Genomic DNA, 17969 nt, shown 5'->3' with positions numbered 1-17969 from the left:
TATGAGAAAATTAATAATATTATTGGCTTTTTTCTTGACTATTTCACAAAATATTAATGCACAAAACTCAATTAGAACTATTAATTTTAATGGCTCTCCCTGTGATGTTTTTTCCGTTTCAGTAAATTATGAAAATGAATTAATAACAGGTGAATTTCTAGTGATTTTAGGAGACAATAATACTAAGTTAACAAAGCCATTTATAATTGCTGAAGGAATAGACTTTGAAGAGGATCAAGAGTTTCCAACTCATATTGGATTATATAACAATAACAATAGTATAGATAGGGAAGAAAATAGTTTAATAGATCAACTATTGAGTTTAGGATATGATATCATAATATTAGATTATGATAAAAGTACTATAGAAATTCAAAAAAATGCAAGACTTTTTACAGAACTTTTAACTACAGTTAATAACTTAAAAGAAAATCCTAATGAAAACAATACCGTAGTCATGGGGTACAGTATGGGAGGACTTGTTACTAGATATGGATTGACTTGGATGGAAAAAAATAACATAAATCACCATACAAGGTTATATGTTTCTCATGATGCTCCTCACAAAGGAGCCAATGTTCCTTTAGGAATTCAACATCTTATTCGTTCAGTTAGTACAAAATCAGGTTTAGCAAGTTTTCCTTTGTCATTAGCTTTGTTAAGTGTTTATAAATCCTTTCCTGCTTTTGAACAATTGCTTGTTTATTCAGAAAAAGCATCTCTTAATGGAGTTGCTATGCCTTCACTATTAAAACATGATTTTTTTGAAGAAATGTATAATTTAAACCCAAATAATAATGGTTTTCCATCTATACCTTATAAAATTGCGTTATCGAATGGTTCTAGTCAACTTAAAGTTGGAAGCGAAGGAGAAGAGGTATTTAGTATAGAGTATAGAAAAGAAAATACTCCGACGACTGAGAGGTTTCCTTGGGTAGTAAGTAAGGGATGGTCAGGATGTCCAGCGTGGTATAAATTTAAAGGCTGCACCAAGACGTTTTATTGGGTTGATGATACCGTTTTAGGGAGTGTTAATAAGGGCTTTGTTTCAGATGAATTTTTATCATCGTATAGTATTAATATGTATAAAGGTATTATTAAAGGAGGTGAGGATGTTTTCTTCTCGGATGAAAATTTAAGTTATGATAATGTTGCAGGGTCTACAAGTTTTCTCTTAAGTAATTTAGAAACCAAATTAAATGTACTAGATGATTTTGAGTATACAATAGGTGAAGATTTTTGTTTTATTCCAACAATTAGTTCATTAGATTATACAATTGATCCTTCAGAGTTTTATACAGGGGTTTCCAGAGAATTATTTCACGAAAGATCATCTTTTGATGATTTTATATTAAATGAATTTAATGGAGAGCATAATAATATTTATAATTCACAAGTTGATTTTATAATGAGTAATATTAATAACAATAATGTAATTGTAGATAGGTATGTAAATGATAATTTGATACTTAGTAATATTGATTTTGAAAACAGTAGTGTTTTTGTAGCCAAAGAGAATGTCACAATAATTGGCGATGTAATTATAAATGGAGCAAAAAGAGTAACATCTGGTAATAGTATTACTCTTAAAAACGGATTTAGTGTAGCTCAAGGTGGAGAATTTTCAGCAAAAATAAAATCAACAGGGTTTATTAAACAAAAATCAGAATATAATCCACATGTCATAGCTGATAATGTTACTGAATTAGAAAACTCATCTGTTAGTTATAAAACTTTCGATGAAGATGAAGAAGTTGTATTAGAAATTGATGTAGACGAAGCGTTTAAGAATAGTTTATATGTGGATATTATAGGTGGTGACTTACATATTAATTTTAATGTTGATATTGAGTATGAAAACTTAAATCTGTCTGTTGTAGATATTAATAATAATACTATTTCAAAGACTTATACAAATAATGAATCGTTAATAATTAACAAAGGAAGTTTAAATTATTCACAGCCTGTTTATATGTCTTTTGATATTAATGGGGTTTATAGTTGCAGTTTTGCAATACTAATTATTAATTAATTTTAGAATATTAGTTGGTGTTTTAAATAAAATATAAGGAGTATTTTTTAGATATAATTAGAAATTAAGAATCTTTTTTCAACAAGTTTGAAATTTAGTATATTAAGTTTAGTTAGTTTAAAGCCAGTTGAAATTTCAACTGGCTTTTTTATGTAATGCTTTGTTAAAAAAGAAGTATTTTTGTAATCATCAAAAAATTAAAAAAAATATGTCAGACGATAAGAAAGTAATTTTTTCCATGTCTGGATTGAGTAAAACTTACCAATCAACAGGAAAACAAGTATTAAAAAATATTCATTTAAGTTTTTTTTACGGAGCTAAAATTGGAATTTTAGGTTTAAATGGTTCAGGTAAATCTACTTTAATGAAGATTATAGCTGGAGTAGAAAAAAACTATCAAGGGGATATAACTTTTTTGCCAGGATATTCAGTAGGTTATTTAGAGCAAGAACCTCAATTAGATGATGATAAAACGGTAATGGATGTTGTAAAAGAAGGTGCTGCAGAAACAGTTGCTATTTTAGAAGAGTACAACAAAATTAACGATATGTTTGGTTTAGAAGAGGTGTATTCTGATGCAGATAAAATGGATCAGTTAATGGCTCGTCAAGCTGAATTACAAGATCAAATAGATGCATCTAATGCATGGGAATTAGATACCAAGTTAGAAATTGCCATGGATGCTTTACGTACTCCAGAAGGAGATACGCCAATAAAGAACTTATCAGGAGGGGAAAGAAGAAGAGTAGCATTGTGTAGATTGTTGTTACAAGAACCAGATGTATTATTATTAGATGAACCTACGAACCACTTAGATGCTGAATCTGTACATTGGTTAGAACATCACTTGGCACAATACAAAGGAACAGTAATTGCTATTACGCACGATAGGTATTTCTTAGACAATGTTGCAGGTTGGATTTTAGAGTTAGATAGAGGAGAAGGGATTCCTTGGAAAGGAAACTATTCTTCTTGGTTAGATCAAAAAGGGCAACGTTTGGCAAAAGAAGAAAAGACCGCTTCTAAACGTCAAAAAACGTTAGAGAGAGAATTAGAATGGGTTCGTCAAGGAGCTAAAGGTCGTCAAGCAAAATCAAAAGCTCGTTTAAAGAACTATGACAAGTTGATGAACCAAGACCAAAAACAAGTTGAAGAAAAATTAGAGATTTACATTCCTAATGGACCTCGTTTGGGAACTAATGTAATTGAAGCTAAAGGAGTTTCAAAAGCTTTTGGAGATAAATTATTATATGATAATTTAGAATTTAATTTACCTCAAAATGGAATTGTTGGAATTATTGGGCCTAACGGAGCTGGTAAATCAACTATTTTTAGAATGATCATGGGAGAACAAACTCCTGACGGAGGAGAGTTTGTGGTTGGAGACACTGCTAAAATTGCATATGTAGATCAAACACACTCTAATATTGATGCTGATAAATCTATATGGGAAAATTTTTCTGAAGGTCAAGAGTTGATTATGATGGGAGGGAGAATGGTAAATTCAAGAGCTTATTTATCTCGTTTTAATTTTTCTGGATCAGAGCAAAATAAAAAAGTATCTACTTTATCAGGTGGTGAACGTAACCGTTTACATTTAGCAATGACTTTGCGTGAAGAAGGAAACGTGTTGTTATTAGATGAACCTACTAACGATTTAGATGTAAATACATTAAGAGCTTTAGAAGAAGGGCTTGATAATTTTGCAGGATGTGCAGTAGTAATTTCTCACGATAGATGGTTTTTAGATAGGGTTTGTACTCATATCTTAGCATTTGAAGGAGATAGTCAAGTATATTTCTTTGAGGGATCTTTTTCTGAATATGAAGAAAATAAAATTAAAAGACTTGGAGGAGATAATATGCCTAAGAGAATTAAGTATAAAAAGTTAATTAGATAAATAATTGATTTTATAAATAAAAATAAAAAGACGTTACCATAGCAAGTAACGTCTTTTTTTTAACAACTATTTCCTTTTCAACGATTAAACTCTCTTGTATATATTAAGTTTTTAATATTCTTATATTTTTAGCATCATAAATTTAGTAAACATGAGTGTATTTCAAAACACTCAAATTGAGTGTTTTGAAATACACTCAGTTACTTTTTTTAGTTATCATTAAATAGAAACTTTCTTTTTCATGAAAAAAACATGAAGAAGTTTTTAATGTAGTGCAAAAATAGGTTACTTCTGTGTTTTATGAAACACTCAATCTGAGTGTTTATGGGATTTGTAATAAAGCAAAAAAGCATATTACAACTTTGTGTAATATGCTTTTTTAAAATGTTTAAAACAATTGTTGTGATTTACAATATTGAATAATTTCTCCAGTAGAATTTAAGCCAGTTTTTTTTATGATTTTTCTTCTGTGTCCATCAACAGTATGCGGACTAATAAAAAGTTTCTCACCTATTTCTTTACTAGTATGATTTAAGGCTAACAATCGAAGAACGTCTTTTTCTCTATTAGATAAACCATCTGTAAGTAAGCTTTGACTGTAGTTTTTGTAAAACAATGTTTCGTATTCATCATTGTCATTCAACATTTTTATTGAGGCAATAATTGGAAGTTCAACATTTTCTGAAGTGATAGTATTGTGACTAATTCCTACAATAGGTTTTCCACTTTCATCAAATGCAATTGGGGTTTGATGTTTGTGTAAGTTAACATAAACTCCTTTAGCGTTTTTAATTCTTAGGTTCCAGGTGTATGATAGTTTTTTTCTATCTTCAACTGGTATTTCAGCCATGGTAAAAGACATCAATTCGTTTAAAATATTTAACCAAATTTCTAAATCTTTAGGATGGTGATGATCAAACCAATAAGGAACTCCTTCACTCATCATTTTATCAATACTAAGACCTAGTGTTTGTTCAAAGTTTTTACTAATGAATTCGTAAGTGTTGTTAATGGTGTTTGTTAGTATAAAAAATGACTGTGTAGGTAACAAAAAAGCATCTAAATCTTTAAGTTTTTTGATATGAGTATCTACAATTCCTTTATTGTAGTCTTTAATCGTATTAAATACTTCTTGATAAATGTCTATGTTTTGTTGATCATTCAATTTTATAAAATTTTTGCGTTTGGGTGCTTCTCTTTAAGAATTAAATATATACGTTCAGCCTCAATTTTTGTACCATATGCTTTTGTAATCACTTTCCAGTCAGGACTCACATAGGTTAGCTTAATTTTTATGTCTTTATAATCTTCTTCAAATGAACTATAAATGCTTAAAGCTTGCTCTTCGTTACCGTTGTAAAGTAAAACACTATAACCTTTTTTACTGGTTTTGTTATAGTTACGTTTTTTTTCTATAAAATGTTCCAAAGAAGTTTTGTTTTCTTGTGAATACATCAACTTTGTAAAGCACATGCTTATTGTTAAGGTAAAAATAAAAAATATTTTATTATGCATGAATAACTTGTTTAAAATAGATACAAATATAATAAAAGTAATCCTAAAAAAACCTTATTTAGAATATCTATAAATTAACTTTTAGACGCTATATCTGTTCTCCAATTGAATGCATAATATTACTTTTGCCTAACGTGAAATTTAAGTGATTTTTATCATGTCTTATAAATTCACGTTTAGAATATATTTAAAACTTATTATACAACTGTATGAAAATTGTGAAATTACACAGAAAATTATCTAGTGTTTTAAAGTTAAGTCTAGCGCTTTTCTTCTCTTTTTCTTTAAGTTTATCTGCACAAGATAAGCCGTCAGATGAGCAGGTAAAAGCAGGAAAAGCATTGTTTAACATGCATTGTGCCTCTTGTCACAAGTTAGACAAAAAATCAACAGGTCCTGCATTGTCAGGTGTAGCAGAACGCCGAGATATGGATTGGCTTAAAGCATGGATCAAAAACAACAACAAATTAAGAGCTTCTGGAGATGCTGATGCAAAAGCAATTTATGAAGAATATGGTGGTGTTGCGATGAGTGTTTTTGAGTTTTTATCTGATGAGCAGATAGAAGATATTATTGCTTATACAACTGTTGGTGACGTTAAAAAAGCAGGAGCAGCTACGGCAGTTCAAGCGGTAGAGGCAGAATCAACTCCAAGTCAAGTATTACCTATGATTGCTACAGTAGTGGTAACGTTGGTTTTATTAGCCTTAATAGGGTGGGTTTTCTTAAAAAGTAACAATGGTTTCTTAAAGATAGTATCTACGATTGTTTTAGTTTTCTTAGGTGTTTATTTTGGATTTACAGCTTTAATGTCTGTGGGGGTTGATGAAGGTTATCAGCCAGTACAGCCTATTGCTTTTTCTCATAAAATACATGCAGGAGATAATAAGATAGATTGTCAATACTGTCACTCGTCAGCTAAACATTCTAAAACATCAGGAATTCCTTCTGTAAATGTTTGTATGAACTGTCATAAAAATATTTCTGAAGTTGCTGATGATACTAAAATAGATACTAAAGGAAAAGCATATTTAGATAAAGAAATTCAAAAAGTATACGAGGCTGCTGGATGGGATTCAGAAAACTTAAAGTATACAGGTGAAACAAAACCAGTAAAATGGGTTCGTATTCATAATTTACCAGACTTTGCTTATTTCAATCATTCACAACACGTAACAGTTGCAGGAGTAAAGTGTCAAAAATGTCATGGTCCAGTTGAAGAGATGGATGAGTTATATCAATATGCTCCATTAACAATGGGTTGGTGTATTGAATGTCACAAAGAAACTGAAGTGAACATTGCAGGTAATGGATACTACAAAAAAATACACGAACAATTATCTCAAAAATACGGGGTGGATAAAGTTACCATCGCTCAATTAGGAGGTAAAGAGTGTGGTAAGTGTCACTACTAAGAGTAAAGGATTTTAAGCTAAGTTATAGTTAGCATCAATTATAGATAAAACAAAATTAACCATGGCATCAAACAAAAAATACTGGAAAAGTGTTGAGGAACTAAATGAAAATAGTTCTATTGTTGCTTCGCTTGAACAAAACGAATTCAATGAAGGACAATCTCCTGAATCGTTTTTAGGTGATAAAGAAACTTTAGAAGCGTCTAGTACAACAAGACGTGATTTCTTAAAATATGTTGGGTTTACAACAGCAGCTGCATCTTTAGCGGCATGTGAAGGTCCGGTAATCAAATCGATTCCTTACGTTGTAAAACCAGAGGAGGTAACTCCAGGTATTGCAAATTATTATGCATCTACAATTGCAGATGGATTTGACTTTGCAAACGTATTGGTAAAAACAAAAGAAGGACGTCCTGTTTTTATTTTACCAAACAAAGAGGCTAAAGGAACTACAAATGCTCGTGTAAACGCATCTGTGTTGTCTTTATATGATAGTTTAAGATTAAGAGGTCCTAAAGTAAAAGGAAATACAGCTTCTTGGTCAGATGTAAATTCAAAAATTACAGCACAATTAGAACAACTTTCTAATGCTGGTGAGAAAATAGTTTTCTTAACAGGAACTATGGCAAGTCCATCTACGGATGCTCTTATTGCTGATTTCTCAAAAAAATATAACAATGTATCTCACGTAGTTTACGATGCTGTTTCAGAATCTGCTGCATTAGATGCATTTGAAGAGGCTTATGGAGAAAGAGCTTTACCTAACTATAATTTATCTGAAGCTAAAACAATTGTATCTATTGGTGCAGACTTTTTAGGTGATTGGCAAGGTGGTGGTTTTGAAGCTGCTTATGCTGCTGGTAGAGATGTAAAAGCTGGAAAGTTTTCTCGTCACATTCAATTTGAAGCGAATTACTCTTTAACAGGAGCAAATGCTGATAAGCGTGTGGTATTAAAACCATCTGAACAAGCTTTTGCTTTGATCAATTTATACAATGCTATTACTGGTCAAAACTTAACTTCTAAGAAAACTCCAGGAGATGCTGCTATCAAACAAGCTGCTGCTCAATTGAAAAAAGCTGGAAGCAAAGCGGTTGTCGTTACTGGAATTCAAGATAAAAATGCTCAATTAATTGCTTTAGCAATCAACAACTACTTAAACTCAGAAATTTTAGATACTACAAACGTAAAGTATGTACGTGGAGGAAATGATGCTGAGGTTGCAGGATTGGTTAAAGAATTAAAAGCTGGTAAAGTAGGTGCTTTAATTACTTACAACACTAACCCAGTTTATACTTTAGCAAATGCTGCAGATTTTAAAGCAGGATTGGCTAAAACAAAATTAACTGTTGGATTCTCTTCTAAAGAAGATGAAACGTTAAGCGAGATGCAATATGCATTAGCAACTCCAAGTTATTTAGAAGCTTGGGGAGATGTTAAAATCACTGCAAATCAATATAGTTTAACACAGCCAACAATCAAACCTTTATTTGATACTAAGCAATTTCAAGACTGTTTGTTAGCGTGGACTGGTTCTTCAGTTTCTTACTATGACTATTTAACTTCTTTTGCTAAATCAACAATTTTAAATGGAGGTTCTTGGAACAAAGCTTTACATGATGGTTTTGCTTTAGTAAATGCATCTGCATTAACAGGAAACTCAATTGATGTTAGTGCTGCTGCAAAAGCTTTAAAAGGAAATACAAAAACAGGAGAGTTTGAATTAACATTATATTCTTCAGTTGCTTTAGGTGATGGTCAACAAGCAAATAACCCATGGTTACAAGAGTTACCAGATCCATTAACAAGAGCATCTTGGGATAACTATTTGTTAATCTCTCAAGCAGATGCAAATACATTAGGATTTACCAACCCAGTTCAAGATAACGGAGCTATTAATGGACAGTATGCTACTATTACTGTTAATGGAGCTACTATTGAAAATGTACCGGTTTTAATTCAACCAGGTCAAGCTCAAGGTACTTTAGCATTATCTTACGGATATGGTAAAACCAAAGCAATGAAAAAAGAAATGCTTGTAGGGGTAAATGCTTATGCGGTTGCTTTTGGAGGTTCTCAAATTGCTTCGGTAACTAACGCTGGAGGTGAGCATTTATTTGCTTGTGAACAATTACAACATACTATTGCTGGTCGTCACGATATTTTAAAAGAAACTAGTTTACATGAGTATACTCACGGTAAAGTAGAAGAGTGGAATGCTAGACCAGAAGTTTCATTAAAACACCAAGAAGTTGATGTTACAACTGTTGACTTATGGGAGGATCAAGATCGTTCTATAGGACATCACTTTAACTTATCTATCGATTTAACTTCTTGTACAGGATGTGGATCATGTGTAATTGCATGTCACTCTGAAAACAATGTTCCTGTTGTTGGTAAACATGAAGTTCGTGTAGGTAGAGATATGCACTGGTTGCGTATTGATAGATATTATACATCAGAAGGAGATGCTACTTTAGAAACTAAAAAATCTAACACAGCTCCAACTACACATGATAATGCTGGATTCTACGAATCTTTAGAAACAGTAGAATCAGTAAACCCACAAGTTGCTTTCCAACCTATTATGTGTCAACACTGTAATCACGCACCTTGTGAAACAGTTTGTCCTGTGGCTGCAACTTCTCATGGTCGTCAAGGTCAAAACCAAATGGCTTACAACAGATGTGTTGGTACTCGTTACTGTGCTAACAACTGTCCTTATAGAGTTCGTCGTTTCAACTGGTTTAAATACAATAGCAATGATGAGTTTGATTTCCATATGAATGATGACTTTGGTAAAATGGTATTAAACCCAGATGTAGTAGTACGTTCTCGTGGAGTTATGGAAAAATGTTCTATGTGTATTCAAATGACTCAAAAAACTATTCTTGATGCTAAGAAAGAGGGTAGACCAGTTGATGTTAATGAGTTCACTACTGCTTGTTCTAGTGCTTGTGCTACAGGTTCTATCAAGTTTGGAGATATCAATAACCCAGAAGATGAAGTAACTGCTTTACGTAAAGATAAACGTGCATACAGATTATTAGAGTTCATTGGAACTGATAACAATGTTGTTTATCAAACTAAAATCAGAAACACAAACGAAGCTTAAAAAGGAATAACTAAAATTTAAAATTGATTATATGTCGTCTCATTACGAAGCACCCATCAGAGAACCTTTAGTTTTAGGGGAAAAGAGTTACCACGATATCACAATGGATATCGTAAAACCAATAGAGGGTAAGGCAAATAAAAATTGGTATATCGCATTTGGAATTGCATTAACTGCCTTTTTATGGGGAGTTGGATGTATTCTATATACCATCGGAACAGGAATTGGAGTTTGGGGATTAAACAAGAACATTGGATGGGCTTGGGATATTACCAACTTTGTATGGTGGGTAGGTATTGGTCACGCTGGTACCTTAATTTCAGCAGTATTATTGTTATTCCGTCAAAAATGGAGAATGGCGATTAACCGTTCTGCAGAAGCAATGACAATCTTTGCTGTTTTCCAAGCAGGTTTGTTTCCATTAATTCACATGGGACGTCCTTGGAATGGTTACTGGGTTTTACCTATTCCAAACCAATTTGGATCTTTATGGGTAAACTTTAACTCACCTTTATTATGGGATGTATTTGCAATCTCAACGTATTTATCAGTATCATTAGTTTTCTGGTGGACTGGTTTATTACCTGACTTTGCAATGATTAGAGATAGAGCTGTAAAGCCTTTCCAAAAAAAGATATACGCTTTGTTATCTTTCGGATGGTCTGGTAGAGCAAAAGATTGGCAACGTTTTGAAGAAGTTTCTTTAGTATTAGCTGGTTTGGCTACTCCATTAGTACTTTCTGTACACACAATTGTATCTATGGACTTTGCTACTTCTATTAACCCAGGTTGGCACTCAACAATTTTCCCCCCTTATTTCGTTGCTGGGGCAATCTTCTCAGGATTTGCAATGGTACAAACGTTATTAGGAATTATGAGAAAAGTATCAAATTTAGAAAACTACATCACTCGTTTACATGTTGAATACATGAACATTGTAATTATTGTTACAGGAGGTATTGTAGCAGTTGCATATGCTTCTGAATTCTTTATTGCATGGTACACAGGTTCTCCTTACGAAAACTATACTTATATGTCTGTAGGTGCTGCAACAGGACCTTATGGATGGGCATTCTGGTCATTAATCTTGTTCAACATTGCAATACCTCAATTATTGTGGATTACTAAAGTTAGAAGAAGTTTTATTTGGTCTTTCATTATTTCTATTGCAATTAACATAGGAATGTGGTTTGAGCGTTTTGACATTATTGCTATTGTATTAAGTAAAGGTCACTTACCATCAACTTGGACTCGTTTTGAACCTACGTTTGTTGATGTTGGTGTATTTGTTGGAACAATAGGATTCTTCTTTGTATTGTTCTTGTTATATGCTAGAACTTTCCCTGTAATTGCTCAGGCAGAAGTAAAAACAATTTTGAAATCTTCAGGAGAACATTATAAACAATTAAGAGACGGAAAAAATGAGCACTAATAAAGTTATACACGCATTATATAATGATGATGATGTTTTAATGGATGCCGTTAAAACAGTAAAAGAAGCAAATCATCATATTGAAGAAGTTTTTACACCGTTTCCAGTTCACGGTTTAGATAAATTATTAGGATTGCCACATACGCGTTTAGCTATTTGTGCTTTCATATATGGATTATGTGGTTTATCATTCGCAATTTGGATGACTAACTATATGATGATTGAAGATTGGCCACAAGATATTGGAGGTAAACCTAACTTTGCTTGGATTTACAACATGCCAGCCTTTGTGCCAATTATGTTTGAATTAACAGTATTTTTTGCAGCTCACTTAATGGTAATTACTTTTTACATGAGAAGTAGATTATGGCCTTTTAAAGAAGCAGAAAATCCTGATCCAAGAACTACAGATGATATTTTCTTAATGGAAATTCCTGTTGAAGATAATGAAGAAGAATTAACAGCTTTGTTAAATACAACTAATGCTGTTGAGATTAAAGTAATTGAAAAGCACTAAGAACTCATGAGTAGATTATTTAAAATAACAACAGTTATAGCAATAGTAACATTAGTCTTTACTTCATGCGACAAAACCAAACGTAACTTACAATACATGCCAGATATGTATCAGTCAGTTTCAGGGGAGCCTTATGAAGAGAGTAATGTATTTCCAAACGGAATAGAAGCACAACAACCTGTAACAGGATCAATTTCAAGAGGACACATTCCTTATGAATATCCTGATACGAATGAAGGTTATGAAGAGGCTAAGATGAATTTAAAATCTCCTTTAACAGCTGAGGACTTTGATAGTAACAAAGAAGCTCAATTATTTGATATCTATTGTGCAGTATGTCACGGTAAAAAAGGTGATGGACAAGGTGAGTTAGTTAAAAGAGAGAAGTTTTTAGGAATTCCAAATTACAAGGATAGAGATATTACAGAAGGAAGTATTTACCATGTAATTATGTATGGTAAAAACATGATGGGTTCTCATGCCTCTCAATTAACTGAGAAAGAACGTTGGTTAATTACTAAACACGTTCAGGAATTAAGAAACAACTTGTTAAAATAATTACCAAAACACTTAGATAAATTATGTATCAATTTTCAAGTAAATTAAAAATAGGAGCTATTGCCTTAATGGTAATTGGTTTAATAGGTATTATCATCAGTTTTGCATCTGCTCCAAGTACAGAGGCTGAAGCTGCTGAAATATTAGCTCACCAAGAAGCTGCACACGGTGCTCATGGTGAAGCTCACGCAACAAAAACAATTGCTCATGATGAAACTCATGAACATGCAGATAAAGACGCTCATCACGTAGACACTACTCACGAAAAACATGCAGATCATCATGCAGAAGAAGGACATGATAGTGGTCATTTAGCACATGTTTTTCATCAATTACAAAACAGACCATGGGCGGCATTTTATGTTGCATTATTCTTCTTTACTTTTGTAACAGTTGTTGTTTTTGCTTTCTTAAACATTCAAAGAGTTGCTCAAGCAGGTTGGTCAATTGTTTTGTTTAGAGTTATGGAAGGAATCTCAGGATTTTTACCATATGTATCTGTAATATTTTTAGCATTCATCGTAATAACTGCTTTTCATGGAAATCACTTGTTTGTATGGATGGCAGAAGGAACAGTAGATCCTTCATCACCAAACTTTGATCCAATCATCGCTAACAAATCAGGATGGTTAAACGTACCAAGATGGTTAATTTGTAGTATTATCTATTTAGTGGGGTGGAATGTTTTTGTTTACTTAAATAGAAAAAACTCTGTTTTACAAGACAATGCATCAGATTTAAAACACTACTATAAAAACTATAAATTAGGAGTTGCCTTTTTAGCATTCTTTATTTTTACAGAATCTATGTCTGTTTGGGACTGGATTATGGGATTAGATCCGCACTGGTTCTCTACTTTATTTGGATGGTATGTATTTGCAACGGGAGTAGTTTCTGCTTTAACAGTAATTGCAATGGTAACTGTTTATTTAAAATCTAAAGGATACTTAGAAATAGTAAATAATAGCCATTTACATGATTTAGCTAAATTTATGTTTGGTTTCTCTATTTTTTGGACTTATTTATGGTTCGCACAGTTTATGTTAATTTGGTATGCAGATATGCCAGAAGAAACTACATATTTTGTACAGCGTTTTGATGAATATAAATTCTTATTCTTAGGAATGATTCCTTTGAACTTTATTTTACCAATCTTAATGTTAGTTAACAGTGACTTTAAGCGTATTCCTCAAATTGTATTAGGAGCAGGAACTATTATCTTAATAGGTCACTATATTGATGTTTTCGTAATGATTATGCCAGCAACAGTTGGTGATCAATGGGGATTTGGATGGGGTGAAATAGGAAGTGTTTTATTCTTTTTAGGATTGTTTATTTATGCAGTATTTACCACTATTAGTAAAGCTCCATTAATTGCAAAAGGAAACCCTTTCTTACACGAAAGTGAACATTTCCATTATTAATATATATCATTACATTTGCAAAAAATTTAAAACAAAATTATGTTAGCATTATTTTATTTTTTCGTAGCTGTTGCGTTTGCCATTGGAGTTTGGCAAGTAAACAAACTACTTACTTACAGAGTAATCTTTAAAGAAATTAAAGATGGAAAAAAGATCATTACTTTTGAAAACGATAATAACCCTATCGCTACTGAAAAAGACAATGATATTCAAGGTAAATTATTTTTAATATTCTTAGTAGGTTTTTACCTTTTTATGGGATATTGTTTAATTTACTTACATGATTTGATGCTACCAGATGCGGCATCAATTGAAGGTGAAGATTATGATAACTTATATATTATAACCTTTTGGTTAATTGGAATCGTACAATTTATCACTCAAGCATTATTATACTTTTTCTCATATAAATACAGAGGAATTAAAGGAAGAAAAGCTACTTTCTTTGCAGATTCTCATAAATTGGAATTAATCTGGACAACTATTCCTACAGTTGTTTTGGCTGTATTAATCTTATATGGATTGTCAATATGGAATGATGTAACTGATTTAGAAGGAGATGAAGCCATTGTTGTAGAAGTATATGCAAAACAATTTGCTTGGGAAGCAAGATATGCAGGTAGAGATAATGAATTAGGACGTGGAAACGTAAGAAACATTAGTGGAGCTAATACCATGGGAATTGACATGAGCGATGAACATGCAGCTGATGATATTCCTGTTAGAGAATTACACTTACCAGTTGGTAAAAAAGTAGTATTCAAATTCCGTTCTCAAGATGTATTACACTCAGCATATATGCCTCACTTTAGAGCACAAATGAACTGTGTACCAGGAATGGTTACAGAATTTGGATTTACTCCAAAATATACTACTGAAGAAATGCGTCAACAAGAAGATGTAATTCTAAAAGTAGCAAGTGTAAATGCTGCAAGAGAAGCTAATGGAGAAGAACCTTATGAATTTGATTACTTATTATTATGTAATAAAATTTGTGGACCATCTCATTATAATATGCAAATGAAAATTGTTGTTGAATCAGAGAAGGATTACTTGATTTGGTTAAACCAACAAAAGACGGCTAAAGAATTATTTTAGTTATTAAAACCGTTTTAGAATCATAAAAAGATAAAATTTATTATGTCAGCACACCACCATAAAGAAACATTCGTAACTAAATATATTTTTAGTTTAGATCATAAAATGATTTCAAAGCAGTTTTTAGTAACTGGTATGATCATGGGAGTTATTGGAGTATTAATGTCTTTGTTATTTAGATTACAAATAGCATGGCCAGAGCATTCTTTCTCTATTATTGAGGCTTTCTTGCCAGAGCGTTTTCAATCTGAAGCAGGAGTTATGAAACCAGATATTTACTTAGCCTTGGTTACTATTCACGGTACTATTATGGTATTCTTTGTATTAACAGCAGGTTTAAGTGGTACTTTCTCTAACTTATTAATTCCATTGCAAATTGGAGCTCGTGATATGGCTTCAGGATTTATGAACTGTCTTTCTTACTGGTTGTTTTTTATATCATCAGTAATTATGGTTATTTCTTTATTTGTTCAAGCAGGACCAGCTTCTGCAGGATGGACAATTTACCCTCCATTATCTGCATTACCACAAGCAATTCCAGGTTCAGGAACAGGAATGACATTATGGCTAGTTTCTATGGCTATATTTATTGCACAATCTTTAATAGGTTCGTTAAACTATATTGTTACAATTTTGAACTTAAGAACAAAAGGAATGACAATGACTAGATTGCCATTAACTATGTGGGCTTTATTTATTACAGCTATTATTGGTGTTGTATCTTTCCCAGTATTGTTTTCAGCTGCATTGTTATTAATCTTTGATAGAAGTTTTGGTACCTCTTTCTACTTATCTGATATTTTTATTGGGGGAGAAGTATTAAACTATCAAGGAGGATCTCCAGTTTTATTTGAACACTTATTCTGGTTCTTGGGTCACCCTGAAGTATATATTGTATTATTACCAGCATTAGGATTAACATCTGAAATTATTTCTACAAATTCACGTAAACCTATCTTTGGTTACCGTGCAATGATTGGATCTATTATGGCAATTGCATTTTTATCTACAATCGTTTGGGGACACCACATGTTCATTTCAGGAATGAATCCATTCTTAGGGTCTGTATTTACATTTACAACTTTATTAATTGCAATTCCATCTGCTGTAAAAGCATTTAACTACATTACTACTTTATGGAAAGGTAACTTACAGTTTAACCCTGCAATGTTATTCTCTATTGGATTGGTTTCTACGTTTATTACAGGAGGATTAACAGGGATTGTTCTTGGAGATTCTGCATTAGATATTAACGTACATGATACTTACTTTGTAGTTGCTCACTTCCACTTAGTAATGGGGGTATCTGCTATCTATGGTATGTATGCAGGTATTTATCACTGGTTCCCTAAAATGTATGGAAGAATGATGAATAAAACATTAGGTTACATTCACTTCTGGATTACAGCGATTGCTGCTTACGGAGTTTTCTTCCCAATGCACTTTATCGGTTTAGCAGGTTTACCACGTAGATATTATACAAACACAAACTTCCCATTATTTGATGATTTAGCAAATGTAAACCAAGTAATGACTGTTTTTGCTTTAATTGGTGGAGCTGCACAAATTGTTTTCTTAGTAAACTTCTTTATGAGTATTTACAAAGGAAAAGTTGCATCTCAAAATCCATGGCGTTCAAACACTCTAGAGTGGACAACTCCAGTAGAGCACATTCATGGTAACTGGCCAGGAGAAATCCCTGAAGTATATCGTTGGCCATATGACTATAGTAAAGTAGATGAAAATGGTGAATACATTTTTGGAGAAGACTATATTATGCAAACAGTTCCTTTAAAAGCAGGAGAACAAGAATCATAATATATATTATAAAATAAAAAAGCCTTACTAGAACTAGTAAGGCTTTTTTATTTTATACAGGATTTACTGTAATGAAGTTATTTTACAGTTTTTCTAAAGCTCTTATATATTGATATGGTCAGCTCTACACAATTTCTTATTTTTGTATTCAAATAATTAAAACATAATATATGATATCAGCAAATGAGTACTTTGACGGTAATGTTAAATCTTTAGGATATGAATCAGCTACAGGTAAATCTACCTTAGGAGTAATGGAAGCTGGAACTTATGAGTTCGCAACAAGTTTACATGAAACAATGAATGTAGTAGAAGGAGAGATGACGGTTTTATTACCAGGATCTTCTGAATGGGTTACATACAAGGCAGGTGAAGCTTACCAAATTGAAGCTAATCAAAAGTTTCAAGTAAAAGTATCTGGACAAACTTCTTATTTATGTCAATATAAATAATTGAAATAAGTCAAAATATTTAAAAAGCTCTGCTAGCAATTTGTTAGTAGAGCTTTTTTCTTCAACGGTACGATGCCAGAGTTCGAATTATTTTGGTATGAATACGAGGACTACATCCGCCAGGCAGTGGTTTAAAACAAAAAAAGAGACTTCTATAATAGGTCTCTTTTTTTGTTTTAGGGATGTTTTTATAAGAAAGATGGTAGTTTTCATTTAGTAAGTGATATAGTTTTTAGGTACTGATTAAATGTCTTCAGAGGAGGTTATGGATTACTAAGAGAAGTTTGAGTATGATATATAGGAGTTATTAAAGGGTTTTAATTCCTAAAATGATGCTAATAATAAAAATAATTTAGGATGTAATAATCGATAAATAAGGTTGTTAAGATGCTTGGTTAAAAAAAGTCAAAAAATAGTTAAAGATATATTAGGAGATAAAGTTAAAAGGTGCGTATCTTTGCACCCGCAACGGCGATCAGGTAACTGTTTAAAGGAGCGAAAAAGTTCAGATACATTAGGGGTTTTATTGGTAATTAAGTTTACTATTTAAGGCAAAAAAAGATTTAAAAAAAATTTTAAATTTTATTTGTTTTAGAAGAAATAAAGTTCTTATATTTGCATCCGCTTAGCGAAGCAGCTAGGTTGTTAACTCATAACTGAGTTAGTGAAAACAAGACACGCGATGCGTGAAGT

Annotated in this window: 13 protein-coding genes; 11 read left to right on the top strand and 2 right to left on the bottom strand. The window is 32.1% G+C overall.

All coding sequences use genetic code 11. The features are described from left to right. Position 1: 1 nt before the first annotated feature. Positions 2-2032, top strand: a complete 2031-nt coding sequence (locus tag BUB70_RS00065; protein ID WP_073117652.1) for an esterase/lipase family protein — start codon at positions 2-4, stop codon at positions 2030-2032. A gap of 208 nt (positions 2033-2240) precedes the next feature. Continuing rightward, entirely contained in the window at positions 2241-3932 is a 1692-nt protein-coding gene (ettA, locus tag BUB70_RS00060; RefSeq protein WP_073117651.1) for an energy-dependent translational throttle protein EttA, read from the top strand. Positions 3933-4320: 388 nt separating this feature from the next. On the opposite strand, the gene BUB70_RS00055 is transcribed toward ettA, so the two are convergent. Both BUB70_RS00055 and BUB70_RS00050 read right to left on the bottom strand, forming a co-directional pair. After that, positions 4321-5097 carry a helix-turn-helix domain-containing protein gene (locus BUB70_RS00055; protein WP_073117650.1) on the bottom strand — a complete coding sequence of 259 codons (777 nt, stop codon included), beginning with the start codon at positions 5095-5097 and terminating at the stop codon, positions 4321-4323. A 2-nt stretch (positions 5098-5099) separates the two neighbouring features. Further along, on the bottom strand, positions 5100-5447 hold the full coding sequence (locus BUB70_RS00050) for a hypothetical protein (RefSeq protein ID WP_143155204.1): 348 nt from the start codon (positions 5445-5447) through the stop codon (positions 5100-5102). A 209-nt stretch (positions 5448-5656) separates the two neighbouring features. Between BUB70_RS00050 and BUB70_RS00045 the strand changes: the two genes are divergently transcribed. From BUB70_RS00045 to ppnP, 9 genes are all read left to right on the top strand, one after another. Continuing rightward, positions 5657-6862 carry a c-type cytochrome gene (locus BUB70_RS00045; RefSeq protein WP_073117648.1) on the top strand — a complete coding sequence of 402 codons (1206 nt, stop codon included), beginning with the start codon at positions 5657-5659 and terminating at the stop codon, positions 6860-6862. Between the two features lie 61 nt (positions 6863-6923). After that, positions 6924-9977: a TAT-variant-translocated molybdopterin oxidoreductase gene (locus BUB70_RS00040; protein ID WP_073117647.1), complete on the top strand. Its 3054-nt coding sequence runs from the start codon at positions 6924-6926 to the stop codon at positions 9975-9977. Between the two features lie 31 nt (positions 9978-10008). Further along, entirely contained in the window at positions 10009-11409 is a 1401-nt protein-coding gene (gene nrfD / locus BUB70_RS00035) for an NrfD/PsrC family molybdoenzyme membrane anchor subunit (protein WP_073117646.1), read from the top strand. Then, positions 11399-11926: a DUF3341 domain-containing protein gene (locus tag BUB70_RS00030; RefSeq protein WP_073117645.1), complete on the top strand. Its 528-nt coding sequence runs from the start codon at positions 11399-11401 to the stop codon at positions 11924-11926. The genes nrfD and BUB70_RS00030 overlap by 11 nt, the downstream gene beginning before the upstream one ends. Positions 11927-11932: 6 nt before the next feature. Continuing rightward, positions 11933-12484: a c-type cytochrome gene (locus tag BUB70_RS00025; RefSeq protein ID WP_073117644.1), complete on the top strand. Its 552-nt coding sequence runs from the start codon at positions 11933-11935 to the stop codon at positions 12482-12484. 23 nt (positions 12485-12507) lie between these two features. Continuing rightward, positions 12508-13908, top strand: a complete 1401-nt coding sequence (locus BUB70_RS00020; protein ID WP_073117643.1) for a DUF4779 domain-containing protein — start codon at positions 12508-12510, stop codon at positions 13906-13908. Between the two features lie 39 nt (positions 13909-13947). Then, positions 13948-15006 (top strand): cytochrome c oxidase subunit II, encoded by a 1059-nt coding sequence (locus tag BUB70_RS00015; RefSeq protein WP_073117642.1) that lies wholly within the window; start codon positions 13948-13950, stop codon positions 15004-15006. Between the two features lie 42 nt (positions 15007-15048). After that, complete coding sequence (locus BUB70_RS00010; RefSeq protein WP_073117641.1) at positions 15049-16824, top strand: cytochrome c oxidase subunit I; 1776 nt, start codon at positions 15049-15051, stop codon at positions 16822-16824. A 170-nt stretch (positions 16825-16994) separates the two neighbouring features. Continuing rightward, entirely contained in the window at positions 16995-17276 is a 282-nt protein-coding gene (ppnP, locus tag BUB70_RS00005) for a pyrimidine/purine nucleoside phosphorylase (protein WP_073117640.1), read from the top strand. The last annotated feature ends 693 nt before the right edge of the window (positions 17277-17969 follow it).

Source organism: Wenyingzhuangia marina (assembly GCF_900130035.1).
GTDB lineage: Bacteria > Bacteroidota > Bacteroidia > Flavobacteriales > Flavobacteriaceae > Wenyingzhuangia > Wenyingzhuangia marina.
The sequence above is the reverse complement of the archived record's forward strand: the minus strand, read 5'-3'. Positions and strand labels throughout refer to the sequence as shown.

Bases quoted from the DNA above. Each gene is read 5' to 3' on its own strand.
- BUB70_RS00065 (WP_073117652.1), top strand. From the start codon at position 2: ATGAGAAAATTAATAATATTATTGGCTTTTTTCTTGACTATTTCACAA.
- ettA (WP_073117651.1), top strand. From the start codon at position 2,241: ATGTCAGACGATAAGAAAGTAATTTTTTCCATGTCTGGATTGAGTAAA.
- BUB70_RS00050 (WP_143155204.1), bottom strand. From the start codon at position 5,447: ATGCATAATAAAATATTTTTTATTTTTACCTTAACAATAAGCATGTGC.
- BUB70_RS00045 (WP_073117648.1), top strand. From the start codon at position 5,657: ATGAAAATTGTGAAATTACACAGAAAATTATCTAGTGTTTTAAAGTTA.
- BUB70_RS00040 (WP_073117647.1), top strand. From the start codon at position 6,924: ATGGCATCAAACAAAAAATACTGGAAAAGTGTTGAGGAACTAAATGAA.
- nrfD (WP_073117646.1), top strand. From the start codon at position 10,009: ATGTCGTCTCATTACGAAGCACCCATCAGAGAACCTTTAGTTTTAGGG.
- BUB70_RS00030 (WP_073117645.1), top strand. From the start codon at position 11,399: ATGAGCACTAATAAAGTTATACACGCATTATATAATGATGATGATGTT.
- BUB70_RS00025 (WP_073117644.1), top strand. From the start codon at position 11,933: ATGAGTAGATTATTTAAAATAACAACAGTTATAGCAATAGTAACATTA.
- BUB70_RS00020 (WP_073117643.1), top strand. From the start codon at position 12,508: ATGTATCAATTTTCAAGTAAATTAAAAATAGGAGCTATTGCCTTAATG.
- BUB70_RS00015 (WP_073117642.1), top strand. From the start codon at position 13,948: ATGTTAGCATTATTTTATTTTTTCGTAGCTGTTGCGTTTGCCATTGGA.
- BUB70_RS00010 (WP_073117641.1), top strand. From the start codon at position 15,049: ATGTCAGCACACCACCATAAAGAAACATTCGTAACTAAATATATTTTT.
- ppnP (WP_073117640.1), top strand. From the start codon at position 16,995: ATGATATCAGCAAATGAGTACTTTGACGGTAATGTTAAATCTTTAGGA.